Origin of the sequence: Nocardia sp. NPDC059180, assembly GCF_042754945.1 — a bacterium.
Taxonomy (GTDB): Bacteria; Actinomycetota; Actinomycetes; order Mycobacteriales; family Mycobacteriaceae; genus Nocardia.
The window spans coordinates 608077-622266 of sequence record NZ_JBHZBU010000002.1 but is presented as its reverse complement, the minus strand read 5'-3'; the positions used below and the strand labels follow the sequence as shown (position 1 = coordinate 622266).

15 protein-coding genes are annotated in these 14190 nt (G+C 67.2%); 11 read left to right on the top strand and 4 right to left on the bottom strand.

Annotated features, from left to right (window positions below):
* Positions 1–74: 74 nt before the first annotated feature.
* The 4 genes from ACFXNW_RS08870 (at position 75) to ACFXNW_RS08855 (ending at position 2824) form a co-directional block, all read left to right on the top strand.
* Positions 75–425, top strand: a complete 351-nt coding sequence (locus ACFXNW_RS08870; RefSeq protein ID WP_379417050.1) for a hypothetical protein — start codon at positions 75–77, stop codon at positions 423–425.
* Positions 426–573: 148 nt separating this feature from the next.
* Positions 574–1809 (top strand): PucR family transcriptional regulator, encoded by a 1236-nt coding sequence (locus ACFXNW_RS08865; protein WP_379417049.1) that lies wholly within the window; start codon positions 574–576, stop codon positions 1807–1809.
* 131 nt (positions 1810–1940) lie between these two features.
* Complete coding sequence (locus ACFXNW_RS08860; RefSeq protein WP_379417048.1) at positions 1941–2411, top strand: MarR family winged helix-turn-helix transcriptional regulator; 471 nt, start codon at positions 1941–1943, stop codon at positions 2409–2411.
* On the top strand, positions 2408–2824 hold the full coding sequence (locus tag ACFXNW_RS08855; protein ID WP_379417047.1) for an organic hydroperoxide resistance protein: 417 nt from the start codon (positions 2408–2410) through the stop codon (positions 2822–2824). The genes ACFXNW_RS08860 and ACFXNW_RS08855 overlap by 4 nt, the downstream gene beginning before the upstream one ends.
* A 7-nt stretch (positions 2825–2831) precedes the next feature.
* On the opposite strand, the gene ACFXNW_RS08850 is transcribed toward ACFXNW_RS08855, so the two are convergent.
* The 4 genes from ACFXNW_RS08850 to mptB all read right to left on the bottom strand — a co-directional run bounded on the left by ACFXNW_RS08850 (position 2832) and on the right by mptB (position 7310).
* Complete coding sequence (locus tag ACFXNW_RS08850; RefSeq protein ID WP_379417046.1) at positions 2832–3806, bottom strand: heme A synthase; 975 nt, start codon at positions 3804–3806, stop codon at positions 2832–2834.
* A 104-nt stretch (positions 3807–3910) separates the two neighbouring features.
* Positions 3911–4702 carry an ABC transporter permease gene (locus ACFXNW_RS08845; RefSeq protein WP_379417045.1) on the bottom strand — a complete coding sequence of 264 codons (792 nt, stop codon included), beginning with the start codon at positions 4700–4702 and terminating at the stop codon, positions 3911–3913.
* Positions 4699–5631 carry an ABC transporter ATP-binding protein gene (locus ACFXNW_RS08840; RefSeq protein WP_379417044.1) on the bottom strand — a complete coding sequence of 311 codons (933 nt, stop codon included), beginning with the start codon at positions 5629–5631 and terminating at the stop codon, positions 4699–4701. Before ACFXNW_RS08840 ends, ACFXNW_RS08845 begins: the two co-directional genes overlap by 4 nt.
* Positions 5628–7310, bottom strand: a complete 1683-nt coding sequence (gene mptB, locus ACFXNW_RS08835; RefSeq protein WP_379417043.1) for a polyprenol phosphomannose-dependent alpha 1,6 mannosyltransferase MptB — start codon at positions 7308–7310, stop codon at positions 5628–5630. Before mptB ends, ACFXNW_RS08840 begins: the two co-directional genes overlap by 4 nt.
* Before the next feature lie 427 nt (positions 7311–7737).
* Between mptB and ACFXNW_RS08830 the strand changes: the two genes are divergently transcribed.
* From ACFXNW_RS08830 to ACFXNW_RS08800, 7 genes are read left to right on the top strand one after another with little or no spacing between them, the layout of a single operon-like run.
* Positions 7738–8559, top strand: coding sequence for a helix-turn-helix transcriptional regulator (locus ACFXNW_RS08830; protein ID WP_379417042.1), 822 nt, complete (start codon positions 7738–7740; stop codon positions 8557–8559).
* Positions 8556–9992, top strand: coding sequence for a Fe-S cluster assembly protein SufB (gene sufB / locus ACFXNW_RS08825; RefSeq protein WP_379417041.1), 1437 nt, complete (start codon positions 8556–8558; stop codon positions 9990–9992). Before ACFXNW_RS08830 ends, sufB begins: the two co-directional genes overlap by 4 nt.
* Positions 9992–11203: a Fe-S cluster assembly protein SufD gene (gene sufD, locus ACFXNW_RS08820; RefSeq protein WP_379417040.1), complete on the top strand. Its 1212-nt coding sequence runs from the start codon at positions 9992–9994 to the stop codon at positions 11201–11203. Before sufB ends, sufD begins: the two co-directional genes overlap by 1 nt.
* A gap of 36 nt (positions 11204–11239) precedes the next feature.
* Entirely contained in the window at positions 11240–12016 is a 777-nt protein-coding gene (sufC, locus tag ACFXNW_RS08815; protein ID WP_379417039.1) for a Fe-S cluster assembly ATPase SufC, read from the top strand.
* Between the two features lies 1 nt (position 12017).
* Positions 12018–13271, top strand: coding sequence for a cysteine desulfurase (locus ACFXNW_RS08810; protein WP_379417038.1), 1254 nt, complete (start codon positions 12018–12020; stop codon positions 13269–13271).
* A 3-nt stretch (positions 13272–13274) separates the two neighbouring features.
* Positions 13275–13772, top strand: coding sequence for a Fe-S cluster assembly sulfur transfer protein SufU (gene sufU / locus ACFXNW_RS08805; RefSeq protein ID WP_379417037.1), 498 nt, complete (start codon positions 13275–13277; stop codon positions 13770–13772).
* The gene (locus ACFXNW_RS08800) at positions 13765–14136 is read left to right on the top strand and encodes a metal-sulfur cluster assembly factor (protein WP_379417036.1); all 372 of its coding nucleotides are present in this window, start codon (positions 13765–13767) and stop codon (positions 14134–14136) included. The genes sufU and ACFXNW_RS08800 overlap by 8 nt, the downstream gene beginning before the upstream one ends.
* Positions 14137–14190 lie beyond the last annotated feature (54 nt).

Below are 14190 nucleotides of genomic sequence, written 5' to 3'. Positions count from 1 at the left end.
TTCTACACCGCGACCACCCCGATCCGGCCGACCGCGGGGGTGGAGCTTTCCCTACCCGTCGGTAAACTGCGGGCATGAGTGCAGATGTCGCCACCGTGACCGCGCAGGTGCCGAGTTCCATCGTGGATTCGGTGAAGAAGTTCGTCGCCGACCACGGCGGTTCCGCGACCGCCGTCCTGCAGCCGATCGGCCGCATGGGCGTGCGGGTCACCCTCGTCGGCTCCGACGGGATCCTCGGTGACCGCGTCGTCGACGATCTCGCCATCGCGAAGGCGCTGGTCGAGCGGGTGGACGGGCTGAGTGAGGCCGACGAATGGGATCGTGAGCTGACCTCGATCGTCACCCCGCGCACCGGCCATTGGGCCAAGATGGCGGGCTGGGTCGCCAAGCAGACACGCTTCCCCAGGGCGCGCAACGAGCAATAGCAAGACCGCACCGGTTTGTGCGCCGTCACAGGCGCACGACCGGATTGCTGGTTGATTTCACAATCCAGCCGCCAACCCCTACTGGCCGGTAACTATCCGGGATACCGTGATCACTCCGAGATCAACCTCCGGGCCAGAAGGAATCGATATGACGGTCGTCGACTCGACTCGCCCGCGCCTGACAGTTTCCGGTCACCCGGTAACGACCCATCTGCGCGATGTCACCTCGCTCTCGCGCCGGATGGTCGGGCACTTCATCGAAAACGTCGCCCCCTGCGGGACATTGCCTGGCGATGCGCTGCAGGGCGATGTCACCGCCGTGACGCGGGTCTGTTTGGAACTCACGCTCAGCCTGCTCGACGGTCGCGGCCTGCCCGAGCAGATCGAGCAGATCGGTGACGCCGCCGCGGAATGGGCGCGCGAGGGCATCCCCATCGACACGATCAACCACGCCATCCACGAGGGCTTCAAACTCGGACTCGACGCGCTGCTCACCAATGCCTCACCGGCCGACTACGCCGACCTGGTGACCACCGCGCGGCGGCTGCTGGAAATCCTGGACACCATCACCACCACGGTCTCGATGGCCTATGTGCGCGAGTATCGCTCCGTGGTCAGCGAACACCACACGGCGGTGCACACCCTGACCTCGGCACTGCTCGGCGGGCACAGCACCTCGACCATGGCCAGGGAATGCGGTATCGAGATCGTCGACTCCTATGCCGTACTGGCACTGGCGATTCCGCCGCACGCGGACGAGACCTCACCCGAGGTCGACGGCAAGATCGTGGCGCGGCGTAAGCTGCGGCGAATCCAGGCCGAGTTGGCGAGGCGCTGCGGCGATCGCGCGTTATCGCTGCTGAGCGTCGACGGCGGCACGGTGCTGCTGCCGTCGGCCGATTTCGATGACGATGCGCTGGACGAGTTGATCTCCCAGTTGTCGGCGGCCGCACGGGTGTCGATCACCGCCACCGTCGTCCCGGCGGCGCCCGCCGATATCCCGGCCGCCTCCGAACAGGCCCACGATCTACTCGATACCGTGCAGCGGATCTCCGGTCTCGGCGGGTTGCACCGCTTCAACGATCTCGCGCTCGAATTCCAGATCACCCGGCCCGGTCCGGCACGCGAATATCTCAGCGGCATCCTCGATCCGCTGGATGAGCATCCGGAGTTGCTGGAGACGCTGCGTCAGCACATTGCCAACAACTTCAACCGTCAGCGCACGGCCCGGTTGATGCATATGCACACCAACACCCTCGACTATCGCCTCAAGCGAGTACGGATGCTGACCGGTTTCGACCCGACGCAACCGTCCGGGCTCTGGTATCTCACCTCGGCGCTGGTGGCGCGCAGCTATCGCGCCTCGTCTGCGCACTCCGCCTGATCTACCGCCTCGGCCCCCTGGAATTCCAGGGGGCCGAGGCATTTCTGTGCCGGGTGAGTCGAGCGTCACGAACAGATTAGTTGTGCAAAACTAAATTGCTCACTACCGTTCTCGGTGGAGGTGGTGATCAGATGACGGACTCGAATGAGCTCGCACTCGACCGACAGGTGTGCTTCGCGCTGTACTCGGCCTCTCGGGCGGTGACCCGGATGTACCGGCCGCTGCTGGACGAGTTGGGCCTGACCTATCCGCAATACCTGGTGCTGCTGGTGCTGTGGGAACGCGGCGAAGTGACCGTCAAGGACCTGGGCGCGGCTCTCGAACTGGATTCGGGGACGTTGTCGCCGCTGCTCAAACGGCTGGAATCGGCCGGGATGGTGCGGCGCAGGCGCGCGGCGGGCGACGAGCGTTCGGTGCTGGTCGAGACCACTGCCCAGGGGCAGGCACTGCGCGAGCGCGCCAAGTCGGTCCCGCGGCAGATCGGCTGCGCGACCGGTTTGGCCGGCGCCGATCTCGACGGATTCCGTGCGCAACTACGCGCGATCACCGCCTTCATCGACAACCAGCATTTGGCGCTGGACGACACCGAGGAGAACGCATGACCACCCTGTACACCGCCGAAGCCACCGCCACCGGAGCCGGACGCGGCGGCCACGTCCGCTCGACCGATACGGCCCTGGATCTGAGCCTGAGCATTCCGAAGGAACTCGGTGGCGCGGGCGGCGCGGGCACGAATCCCGAGCAGCTGTTCGCGGCGGGTTTTGCGGCGTGCTTCCACAGTGCGTTGCAGGTGGTCGCGCGACGGGAGAAGGTCGCGCTGAACGGCACCTCGGTCACCGGCGCGGTCGGCATCGGTCCCAACGGCGCGGGCTACGGGCTGTCGGTAGCGCTGACGGTCGACCTGCCGGGCGTCGAGCGGGAACAGGGCGAGGCGCTCATGGCCGCGGCTCATCAGGTGTGCCCGTACTCGAACGCCACCCGCGGCAATATCGACGTCCAGCTGACCCTGGCCTGAACACGGGTCAGGCTGCCGACACGGCCGGATCTGCGACCGGCGCGGGCACCGGCTCCCTCGTACGCAGTGAGGCCCACAGTGCGGCGGTGGCCGCCGTCGACGCGGCGGCGCCGCCCACATGAATCGCGACGAGCGCGGCGGGCACATCGGTGAAGTACTGCACGACGCCGACCAGCGACTGAGACGCGACGATGCCGAGCAGTACATACATCCGAGTGCGCACGGGCTTGGCGACGCCGACGGCCAGCAGGCCGAAGGCCAATCCGACGAGCAGTGCGAGGTAACCGACCAGCAGCTGCGAATGCAGATGCACCAGCGTCACGATCTCGACCTCGAGACGTTCGACAGGCCGGTCGATGCTCTTGTCGCCGGCATGCGGGCCCGCCGCTGTGACCAGGGTGCCCGCGACCAGCACGCCCGCAAGAGCGACACCGCTGAGCACGGTCAGCCAGCGCAGCGGGGCGGGGGCGCGGACGGTCTCCACGCCGTCGTCCGGTTCGCTGATCTTGGCGTACATGACCACGGCCAGCCACACCATCAGCATCGACGCCAGCAGATGCACGGCGACCGTCCACCAGAGCAGACCGGTGCGCACGGTGATACCGCCGATGATCGCCTGCACGACCGTGCCCGCGGGCATCAACCACGCGTAGACGAGCACCTCGTGCCTGCGTCGCGCCCTGACCACCGCGAGCACAATGAGCGCGGCGAACAGCGTGACGACGAAGGTCAGCAGCCGGTTACCGAACTCGACGGTCTGATGCAGCACCGGCACCTCGGACACACCCACCGGGGTGAAGCTGCCGGGGAAGCACTGCGGCCAGGTAGGGCAGCCGAGGCCGGACGCGGTGACGCGCACGATCGCGCCTGTCACCGAGATGCCGGCCTGCGAGGCGATGACCCCGGCGGCAATCAGGAGCTGGCCGCGCTGGGACAGCAGCGGCAGGCGGTCGACGAGACGCAGGAACGCGCGATACAGCACGTCACGATGGTAGCGGCACCGATTCGGCGGCCCGCAGGCGGACTACTACAAGTTGTCGTTTGAAGTCGTCGCTGGGGTAGCGAATCGGCGACCGTGCTCCGCGCTCAGTGGAAGCGGAAGAACTTGGTGGCTAGGAAACCGCAGATCAGGCCCCATGCCGCGAGCACGGCGACACCGAACCAGTCGATGCTGTTGCGCAAGGCGTCTTCGAGTGCCACGGCCATCGCACCCGAGGGGATCAGTCGCGCGAGCACGCTCACGGCGGTCGGCAGATCGTCGGAGGCGAACACCACCGTGGCCACGCCGAGCATGACGAACCACAGCACGTTCGCCAGCGCCAGCACCACCTCGGCCTTGAGCGTGCCGCCCAGCAGCAGACCCATCGTGGCGAAGGTGGCCGTGCCCAGCGCGATCACCACAGCGCCGAGCAACAGCCCCGCGGGTTCGGGGCGCCAGCCCAGCGCGGCGCCGATCAGGCCGAGCAGCACTGCCTGCAACACCACCACGATCAACACCGCGGCGCTCTTGCCTGCGACGATGCCCCACTTCGGCAGCGCGGTCGCGCCCAAGCGCTTGAGTGCGCCGTAGCGGCGATCGAAGCCGACCGCGATCGCCTGACCGGTGAATGCGGTGGACATGACCGCCACCATCATCACCGCGGGCACGATCTGGTCGACCCGGTCGGTACCCAGATCCCCGAATGGCAGCAGGCTCAACCCGATCAGCAGCGTGATCGGAATCAGCATGGTGAGCAGCAGCTGTTCGCCGTTGCGCAGCAACAGGATCAGTTCGAGGCGGGTCTGCGCGGCCAGCATGGTGGCGCGCGCGTTCGGGCGCGGCGCGGGGGAGAAGGTGCCCGCGGGGAAGCGGTTGGTGGACAGGTCCGGTTTGGTCATCCGCGCAGATCCCGTCCGGTCAGTTCCAGGAAGACGTCCTCGAGGCGGCGCTGATCGATGCGGATATCGGTGGCGAGCACATTCACCCGAGCGCACCACGCCGTCACCGTGGCCAGTACCTGCGGGTCGATCTCACCCTCGACCAGGTAGGCGCCCGGGCTGGTCTCGCGGGGCGCGAAACCTTCCGGCAGTGCCGATTTCAGCAGTTCCAAATCGAGCTTTGGTGGCGCGGAGAACCGCAATTGGCCCGCCGCGCCGTGTGCGGTGACCTCGGCGGGCGTGCCCGCGGCGACGATCCGGCCGTGGTCGATGATCACCAGCTGATCGGCCAGTTCCTCGGCCTCGTCCATCATGTGCGTGGTGAGCACGACGGTGACGCCGTCGCGGCGCAGCGCATCGATCAACTCCCACACCATGATCCGAGCCTGTGCGTCCAGACCGGCGGTCGGTTCGTCGAGGAAGACGATCTCCGGCCGTCCCACGAGCGCGCAGGCCAGCGACAGCCGCTGCTGCTGACCGCCGGAGAGCCTGCGGTACGGGGTACGACGGTTGTCGTCGAGCCCGAGGGTGCGCAGCAGCCAGGCCGGGTCCAGCGGGTCGGCGGAGTAGGAGGCGACCAGATCGAGCATCTCGCCGGCCCTGGAACCGGGGTAGGCGCCGCCGCCCTGCAGCATCACACCGATGCGCGGGCGCAGCTTGTCGGAATCGGCGAGGGGATCGAGGCCGAGTACCCGCACCGAACCGGCGTCGGGCGTGACGAAACCCTCACACATCTCGACGGTGGTGGTCTTGCCCGCGCCGTTGGGTCCCAACAGTGCGAGTACCTGGGCGCGTTCGACGTCGAATCCGATGCCGTCGACCGCCGTGGTCTCGCCGTAGCGCTTGACGACGCCGTCGACGCGCACGGCGGGTCCGGAGGCTTCGGTCACGATGTCACACCGTAAGCCGTGGCCGGCTGTGACCGAGCCGACACCCCTGTCTGGACGCGCCAGGGCAGCGCGTTGCGCGTCACCACGATGAACAGCACGCACACGATGGTGGTGGCGATGGCGGCGCCGACGATCTGGAAGACCTCCATATCGGCCCCGCGCGGCATCTGCAGCACACTGACCACCGCCGACAACGCGACCGCAGGCACGCGGAACACCGGTCGCGTCGCCCAGGCGGCCAGCGGCACGATCGCCCACAGCAGATACCAGGGCTGCACCACCGGGAACAGCAGCACGATGGCGCCCATCGAGACGCCGAGCGCGCCGACCGGATGCAGTCGGCCGGTGCCCGTCGCGACCAGCATGCGCACGGTGATGAACGCGGCGGTCAGGATAGCGATCGGCCGGGTGATGCTCAGTAGTGCGGTGGTGTGATCACCCAGGCCGAGCAGCACCCCGCCGAATCCGGTGATGATGCCGAGCGCGGTGGGTAGCGACATCCAGCTGCGCACCGCGCTCGCGACGTTCAACGTCTGCGTCCAGCCGAATCCGAGACCGCTGGCCGTGCTGACGAACAACGTCGTGGCCACCGCTATTACGCCGAGTAACGCGGCGGCGGCCAGCAACGGCCGGATCCCGCCGCCCCAGCGTCTGGCCAGCGCCATGCCGACGAATCCGAGCGCGGCCAGTGAGGTGATCTTCACCGACGATGACAGGGTGATGACCACCGCGCCACCGATCAGTAATGCGTACGCGCGTCCGTCGAACGGGTGGATGTCCTCGATGGCCCGAAGAGTGAGTTCGACACCGGCCAGCATCAGCCCGAGCATGAGCGCGTCATTGTGTACTCCGCCGACCAGGTGGAACAGCACCAGCGGATTGGCCGCACCCAGCCACAATGCGCTCACCGGCGCGACACCGCACCGGACCGACAGCCGGGGTAGCGCCCAGACGATCAAGGCCACACCCGCGAGGGCGAGCAGCCGATGCACCCAGACCCCGGCGATGATGTTGTCGCCGGTGATCGTGGCGATGCCGCGGCCCATCCACAGGAACAGCGGTCCGTAAGGGGCGGGGGTGTCACGCCAGATGGTCGGCACATTGTTGGTGAGCACGTTGTCGATGCCGAGCCCGGCCACCGGCCCCTCTTTATAGGGGTCGATGCCGCGGGCGGCGATCTCACTCTGCGCGAGATAGGAGTAGACGTCGTTGCTGAACAGCGGCGGCGCGACGCTGAGCGGGATGATCCACAGCAGCAGCGTGCGGTCCATCTGCGAGCGGGTCAGCCGGCGGATCGGTGAGCCGCCGAGCCCGCCAACCGCGAACCGGCCGAGCAACAGCCAGGCCAGCACCACGATCACCGTGCCGACCATGCACATGGCCAGCGAGCCGGTGTGCGCGCGGGCGAAGATGCCGAGCACGCGCACGCCCGAGGTCGGGTTCTGATGGACCGGCTGGGCGCCGATACCGAGGGCGCTGATGGCCATGAGGACCGTGCCGGTGGCTCCGAGCAGCCGGATCCGGTCCAGTTGCACCGTTTCTTTGCGGTCGAGTCCGGGCACCTCGGATTCATCGCGGTGCAGCACCGCGATGGTGTGATCCGCGGCCGGTGCGTCCAGACCGAGTGCCCGGCGCCCCAGCGTCGATGTCTTGCGCCGCGCGCCCTCCAGTACCGCCACGACAGGAAAGCCTAGCGGGCACTGCCAGGCGTAGTTCGTAGTCAGCCTGCCTGTGGACACAGGGGCAGTCGAGGTAGGCCCGGTCGGCTTTCGCACCCGGATTCCGCATGGCTAATCTCCAGCATTCATCCCGCGCTGCGCGGGTCGGTGCCCAGCCGAAATCCGGGTCCGGCATTCCTCGACGCGACCGCCGCGACGGACTTCTCCGCTCGGCGGCGGCGATGAACCCTGTGGTGGAGGTGGGTTCCAGCGGGGTGCCGAGGGTGATTTGCTTCACCTTTCGGTGCTGATCGGTGTCGTGCGGCCTGGGGTTTCGTCGCGAAACCGGAGGTGAGGCGGGTGCGGGGGCGACCGGCGCCGAACCGCTACGCCCGAGGTCAGGGCACCCTTATTAGATTTCGGGAACGAATTCCGCCACACTGATGTTGTGAAAACCGTGGGTTTGCCGAACACCGATGAAAGGGCTGGTCACCGGGCCGGTACCGCATCGAGTGCTGCGCCCGCGGCGTCCGGCGAAGGCCATACCCGGGCGGCCATCGTCCAGCTGCTGCTGGAGGAAGGGCCGATCACCGCGACCGCGATCGGCGCCAGGCTCGAACTCACTCCCGCCGGCGTGCGCCGCCACCTCGACGCCCTCATCGACTCCGGACAGGCGCGGGCGAGCCGCTCGGCGCCGTGGCAGCAGAAGGGGCGCGGCCGTCCGGCCAAGCAGTATCAACTCACCGCCGCGGGCCGGGGTCGCCTCGGCCACGCCTACGACGATCTGGCCGGAGCCGCGATCCGCCAGCTCGGCGAGATCGGCGGCGACAAGGCCATCACCGAATTCGCCCGCAAACGTGCCAGGACTATCGTGGCCGGGATCGAACCGGTGCAGGAGCACACCCAGGCGGACACCGAGGCCAAGGCCGAGGAGATCGCCGAGGCGTTCACCGACGCCGGGTTCGCCGCGACCACCCGCAAGGTGGGCACCGGCGTGCAGATCTGCCAGCATCACTGCCCGGTCTCGCATGTGGCCGAGGAGTTCCCACAGCTGTGCCAGGCCGAGCTCGAAGCATTCCGGGAGCTGCTCGGCACGCACGTGCAGCGACTGGCCACCATCGCCAACGGCGACTGCGCGTGCACGACGCACGTGCCGCTGATGGTGCTGACACCGGGCGAGGCACACGCCGAACCGAATAAAGCCTCTCCATCAGCCGTTGCACAGCCCGCAACGGTAGGAACGAACGACTCCGGAAGGAGTGCCGAATGACGACGACCACCGACCAGGTGCAACCGCTCACTCAGGAAGAGACCATCGCGTCGCTGGGTAAATACGGTTACGGCTGGGCCGATTCGGACGTGGCCGGTGCCAGTGCGCAACGAGGCCTGTCCGAGGCTGTCGTCCGCGACATCTCGGCCAAGAAGAGCGAGCAGCCCTGGATGCTCGAGCAGCGACTCAAGGCGCTGCGCATCTTCGATCGCAAGCCCATGCCGCACTGGGGCTCCAACCTCGACGGCATCGACTTCGACAACATCAAGTACTTCGTGCGCTCGTCGGAGAAGCAGGCCGAGAGCTGGGAAGACCTGCCCGAAGACATCAAGAACACCTACGACAAGCTCGGTATCCCCGAGGCGGAGAAGCAGCGCCTCGTCTCCGGTGTCGCCGCGCAGTACGAGTCCGAGGTCGTCTACCACTCCATCCGTGAGGACCTGGAGAAGCAGGGCGTCATCTTCCTCGACACCGATACCGCGCTCAAGGAGCACCCGGAGATCTTCGAGCAGTACTTCGGCTCGGTCATCCCCGCCGGTGACAACAAGTTCTCCGCGCTGAACACCGCGGTGTGGTCGGGTGGCTCGTTCATCTACGTGCCGCCGGGCGTGCACGTCGACATTCCGCTGCAGGCCTACTTCCGGATCAACACCGAGAACATGGGCCAGTTCGAGCGGACGCTGATCATCGTCGACGAGGACGCCTACGTGCACTACGTCGAGGGCTGCACCGCGCCGATCTACAAGTCCGACTCGCTGCATTCGGCGGTCGTGGAGATCATTGTCAAGAAGGGCGGCCGCTGCCGCTACACCACGATTCAGAACTGGTCGAACAACGTCTACAACCTGGTCACCAAGCGGGCCAAGGCCGAGGCGGGCGCGACCATGGAGTGGATCGACGGCAATATCGGTTCCAAGGTCACCATGAAGTACCCGGCGGTCTGGATGACCGGCGAGTACGCCAAGGGCGAGGTCCTCTCGGTGGCTTTCGCCGGCGAGGGCCAGCACCAGGACACCGGCGCGAAGATGCTGCACCTGGCCCCGCACACCTCCTCGACCATCGTGTCGAAGTCGGTGGCGCGCGGCGGCGGCCGGGCCTCCTACCGTGGCCTGGTCCAGGTCAACAAGGGTGCGCACGGTTCCAAGTCCACCGTGAAGTGTGACGCGCTGCTGGTCGACACGATCAGCCGCTCCGACACCTACCCCTACGTCGATATCCGCGAGGACGACGTGACCATGGGCCATGAGGCCACGGTGTCCAAGGTGTCGGAGGATCAGCTGTTCTACCTGATGAGCCGCGGCCTCACCGAGGACGAGGCCATGGCGATGGTGGTGCGCGGGTTCGTCGAGCCCATCGCCAAGGAACTGCCGATGGAATACGCATTGGAACTGAACCGGCTCATCGAGCTGCAGATGGAAGGAGCCGTCGGCTGATGGCAACTGGTGTGGTGGGCGCGGTCGAGGGTGAGAACCCGACAACCAAGCCGATTCAGAACCCGGGCGCCGGAGCCGCGATCAACAAGGGCGAGGTCTTCACCTCGTTCGATGTGAACGCCTTCGAGGTGCCCTCGGGCCGTGACGAGGAGTGGCGGTTCACCCCGCTGCGCCGCCTGCGTGGCCTGCACGACGGCACCGCGGTGCGCGACGGCGCCGCCACTGTCGAGGTGAGCTCGGTCGAGGGCGTGAACGTGGAGACTGTAGAGCGCACCGACGCTCGCCTCGGCCACGCCGGTGTGCCCGCCGATCGTGTTGCCGCCCAGGCATACTCGGGCTTCGAATCGGCCACCCTCGTGTCGGTCGGCGCGGAGACCGAGGTCGCCGAACCGGTCGTGGTCACGGTCACCGGCCCCGGCGAGGGCAAGACCGCCTACGGTCACCTGCAGATCCGCCTCGGCAACTTCGCGGTTGCCACCGTGGTCATCGACCAGCGGGGCAGCGGAACCTACGCCGAGAACGTGGAGTTCGTGCTCGGTGACAGCGCCAAGCTGACGGTCGTCGCGGTGCAGGACTGGGCCGACGACGCCGTCAACACGACCGCGCACCACGCGAAGCTCGGCCGCGACGCCACGCTTCGCCACATCGCCGTCACCCTGGGTGGCGAGCTGGTCCGTCTCACCGGCACGGTGAAGTACGACGGTCCCGGTGGCGACGCCGAACTGCTCGGCCTCTACTTCGCCGATGCGGGCCAGCACTTCGAGCAGCGTCTGCTCGTGGACCACTCCCAGCCCAACTGCAAATCGAATGTGCTGTACAAGGGCGCGCTGCAGGGTGATCCGCATTCGCCCAAGGGCGATGCCCGCACGGTATGGGTCGGCGACGTGTTGATCCGCGCGGCCGCCGAGGGCACCGACACCTTCGAGGTGAACCGCAACCTGGTGCTCACCGACGGTGCGCGCGCCGACTCGGTGCCGAACCTGGAGATCGAGACCGGTGAGATCGCCGGCGCCGGCCATGCCAGCGCCACCGGCCGTTTCGATGACGAGCAGCTGTTCTACCTGCGTGCTCGCGGTATCCCGGAGGATGTCGCGCGGCGCCTGGTCGTGCGTGGCTTCTTCCACGAGATCATCCAGAAGATCGCGGTCCACGAGATCCGGGAGCGGCTGGAGTCGGCCATCGAGGCCGAACTCGCCGCGATCGGCGTCTGACCCGAACCACTTACCTCACGAAGGAATTCGAACTCCATGACCACCCTGGAAATCAAGGACCTGCACGCCGAGGTCGCCAACCCCGACGAGACCGGCGAGCCCATCAAGATCCTCAAGGGCGTGAACCTGACCGTGCGCTCGGGCGAGACGCACGCGATCATGGGCCCCAACGGTTCCGGCAAGTCCACCCTGTCCTACGCCATCGCCGGCCACCCCAAGTACACCGTGACCTCCGGCTCGATCACCCTCGACGGTGAAAACGTACTCGAGATGTCGGTCGACGAGCGTGCGCGGGCCGGCCTGTTCCTGGCCATGCAGTACCCGGTCGAGGTGCCCGGGGTCTCGATGTCGAATTTCCTGCGGACCGCCGCCACCGCCGTGCGCGGTGAGGCCCCGAAGCTGCGGCACTGGGTCAAGGAGGTGAAGGAGTCGATGAGCGAGCTCGAGATCGACGCCGCCTTCGCCGACCGCAGCGTCAACGAAGGTTTCTCCGGCGGTGAGAAGAAGCGCCACGAGATCCTGCAGCTGGGCCTGCTCAAGCCGAAGATCGCCATCCTGGACGAGACCGACTCCGGCCTCGACGTCGATGCGCTGCGCATCGTGTCCGAGGGCGTGAACCGCTACAAGGAGCGCGAGAACGGTGGCGTGCTGCTGATCACCCACTACACCCGCATCCTGCGCTACATCCAGCCGGAGTTCGTGCACGTGTTCGTCGGCGGCCGCATCGTCGCCGAGGGCGGTGCCGAACTGGCCGAGGAACTCGACGCCAACGGCTACGTCCGCTTCACTCAGTCCGCCACCGCTGGAGCCTGATATGACCGCTACGGTCCGCACACTCGACGTGGCCCGGGTCCGGGCCGACTTCCCGATCCTGAACCGCACGGTCCGGGACGGGAAACCGTTGGTGTACCTGGACTCCGGCGCCACTTCGCAGCGGCCGCTGGCGGTGCTCGACGCCGAGCGTGAGTTCATCGTCACGGCGAACTCGGCGGTGCATCGCGGCGCGCATCAGCTCTCGGAAGAGGCCACCGACGCCTATGAGGGCGCCCGCGCCGATATCGCCAGGTTCGTCGGCGCCGACGTCGGTGAGATCGTGTTCACCAAGAACGCGACCGAATCGCTGAACCTGGTCACCAATGCCTTCGGCGACGACCGCTTCCCGTACCACGTCGGTCCGGGCGACGAGATCGTCATCACCGAGCTCGAGCATCACGCGAATCTCGTGCCGTGGCAGGAGCTCTCGCGCCGCACCGGCGCGACGCTGAAGTGGTACGGCGTCACCGAGGACGGGCGAATCGACCTCGACTCGCTGGAGCTGACCCCGGCGACCAAGGTCGTCGCGTTCACCCACCAGTCCAACGTCACCGGCGCCGTCGCGCCGGTTGCCGAACTGGTGCGTCGCGCGCGGGCGGTCGGTGCCCTCGTGGTGCTCGATGCCTGCCAGTCGGTGCCGCATATGCCGGTCGACTTCCATGAACTCGAGGTGGATTTCGCCGCGTTCTCCGGGCACAAGATGCTCGGACCGTCCGGTGTCGGCGTGCTGTACGGCAAACGAGCCCTGCTCGAGGAGACCCCGCCCTACATCACCGGCGGGTCGATGATCGAGACCGTCACCATGGAACGCAGCACCTATGCGCCGCCGCCGCAGCGGTTCGAGGCGGGCGTGCCGATGACCTCGCAGGTCATCGGGCTGGCCGCCGCCGTGCGGTACCTGGATGCCATCGGCATGGAAGCCGTCGCCGCACACGAGCACGCGCTGGTCGAGGCCGCGCTGGCCGGACTCGGCGAGATCGACGGGGTGCGCATCATCGGCCCCACCGAGAACGTGGGCCGCGGTGGCGCGGTGGCCTTCGTGGTGGACGGCATCCACGCCCATGACGTCGGCCAGATCCTCGATGATCAGGGCGTCGCGATCCGTGTCGGTCACCACTGCGCCTGGCCGCTGCACCGTCGTTTCGGTATCGCCGCCACCGCGCGCGCTTCGTTCGCGGTCTACAACACCCTCGACGAGGTCGACAAGCTGGTTGCCGCGGTGCGGAAGGCACAGAGCTTCTTCGGGGTTGAATAAGTCATGCGCATGGAGCAGATGTACCAGGAAGTGATCCTGGACCACTACAAGCACCCGCACCACCGCGGGCTGCGGGAGCCGTTCGGTGCCGAGGTGCACCACGTGAACCCGACCTGCGGCGACGAGGTGACCTTGCGCGTCCACCTGGACGGCAACGGTGACGTCGCCGACGTGTCCTACGAGGGGCAGGGCTGTTCGATCAGCCAGGCCGCCACCTCGATCCTCACCGATCAGGTGATCGGGCTGCCGGTGCAGCAGGCGCTGAAGGTGGTCGACTCCTACAGCGAGATGATCTCCAGCCGCGGCACCGTCGAGGGTGACGAGGACGTGATCGGCGACGGTATCGCCCTTGCGGGCGTCGCCAAGTACCCGGCGCGGGTCAAATGCGCGCTACTGGGCTGGATGGCGTTCAAGGACGCGGTGGTCCGCATTTCCTCCGCCGAAGACGCCAAGCGGACAATGGGCAGTGATCCGTCCACGAATGGGGAACGTCATGAGTGAAACACCGACCACCGAAGCCGCGGCGCCTGCCGAACTCTCGGCCGAGGATATCAAGCACCTCGAGGACCTCGAGGAGGCGATGCGTGATGTCGTCGACCCCGAACTGGGCATCAACGTCGTCGACCTCGGATTGGTCTACGGCATACAGGTGGATCAGGACAATGTCGCCACCCTCGACATGACCCTCACCTCGGCCGCATGTCCGCTGACCGACGTCATCGAGGACCAGTCCCGCAATGCTCTGGTCCGCAGCGGTCTGGTCGACGACCTGAAGATCAACTGGGTCTGGATGCCGCCGTGGGGCCCGGACAAGATCACCGACGACGGTCGCGAACAGCTGCGCGCCCTCGGGTTCACCGTCTGATCCGCCCCGCACGACACCTCACGTGACCACCGCGAACCATCCGCGGTGGTCACG

Bases quoted from the DNA above. Each gene is read 5' to 3' on its own strand.
- ACFXNW_RS08870 (WP_379417050.1), top strand. From the start codon at position 75: ATGAGTGCAGATGTCGCCACCGTGACCGCGCAGGTGCCGAGTTCCATC.
- ACFXNW_RS08865 (WP_379417049.1), top strand. From the start codon at position 574: ATGACGGTCGTCGACTCGACTCGCCCGCGCCTGACAGTTTCCGGTCAC.
- ACFXNW_RS08860 (WP_379417048.1), top strand. From the start codon at position 1,941: ATGACGGACTCGAATGAGCTCGCACTCGACCGACAGGTGTGCTTCGCG.
- ACFXNW_RS08855 (WP_379417047.1), top strand. From the start codon at position 2,408: ATGACCACCCTGTACACCGCCGAAGCCACCGCCACCGGAGCCGGACGC.
- ACFXNW_RS08845 (WP_379417045.1), bottom strand. From the start codon at position 4,702: ATGACCAAACCGGACCTGTCCACCAACCGCTTCCCCGCGGGCACCTTC.
- sufB (WP_379417041.1), top strand. From the start codon at position 8,556: ATGACGACGACCACCGACCAGGTGCAACCGCTCACTCAGGAAGAGACC.
- sufD (WP_379417040.1), top strand. From the start codon at position 9,992: ATGGCAACTGGTGTGGTGGGCGCGGTCGAGGGTGAGAACCCGACAACC.
- sufC (WP_379417039.1), top strand. From the start codon at position 11,240: ATGACCACCCTGGAAATCAAGGACCTGCACGCCGAGGTCGCCAACCCC.
- ACFXNW_RS08810 (WP_379417038.1), top strand. From the start codon at position 12,018: ATGACCGCTACGGTCCGCACACTCGACGTGGCCCGGGTCCGGGCCGAC.
- sufU (WP_379417037.1), top strand. From the start codon at position 13,275: ATGCGCATGGAGCAGATGTACCAGGAAGTGATCCTGGACCACTACAAG.
- ACFXNW_RS08800 (WP_379417036.1), top strand. From the start codon at position 13,765: ATGAGTGAAACACCGACCACCGAAGCCGCGGCGCCTGCCGAACTCTCG.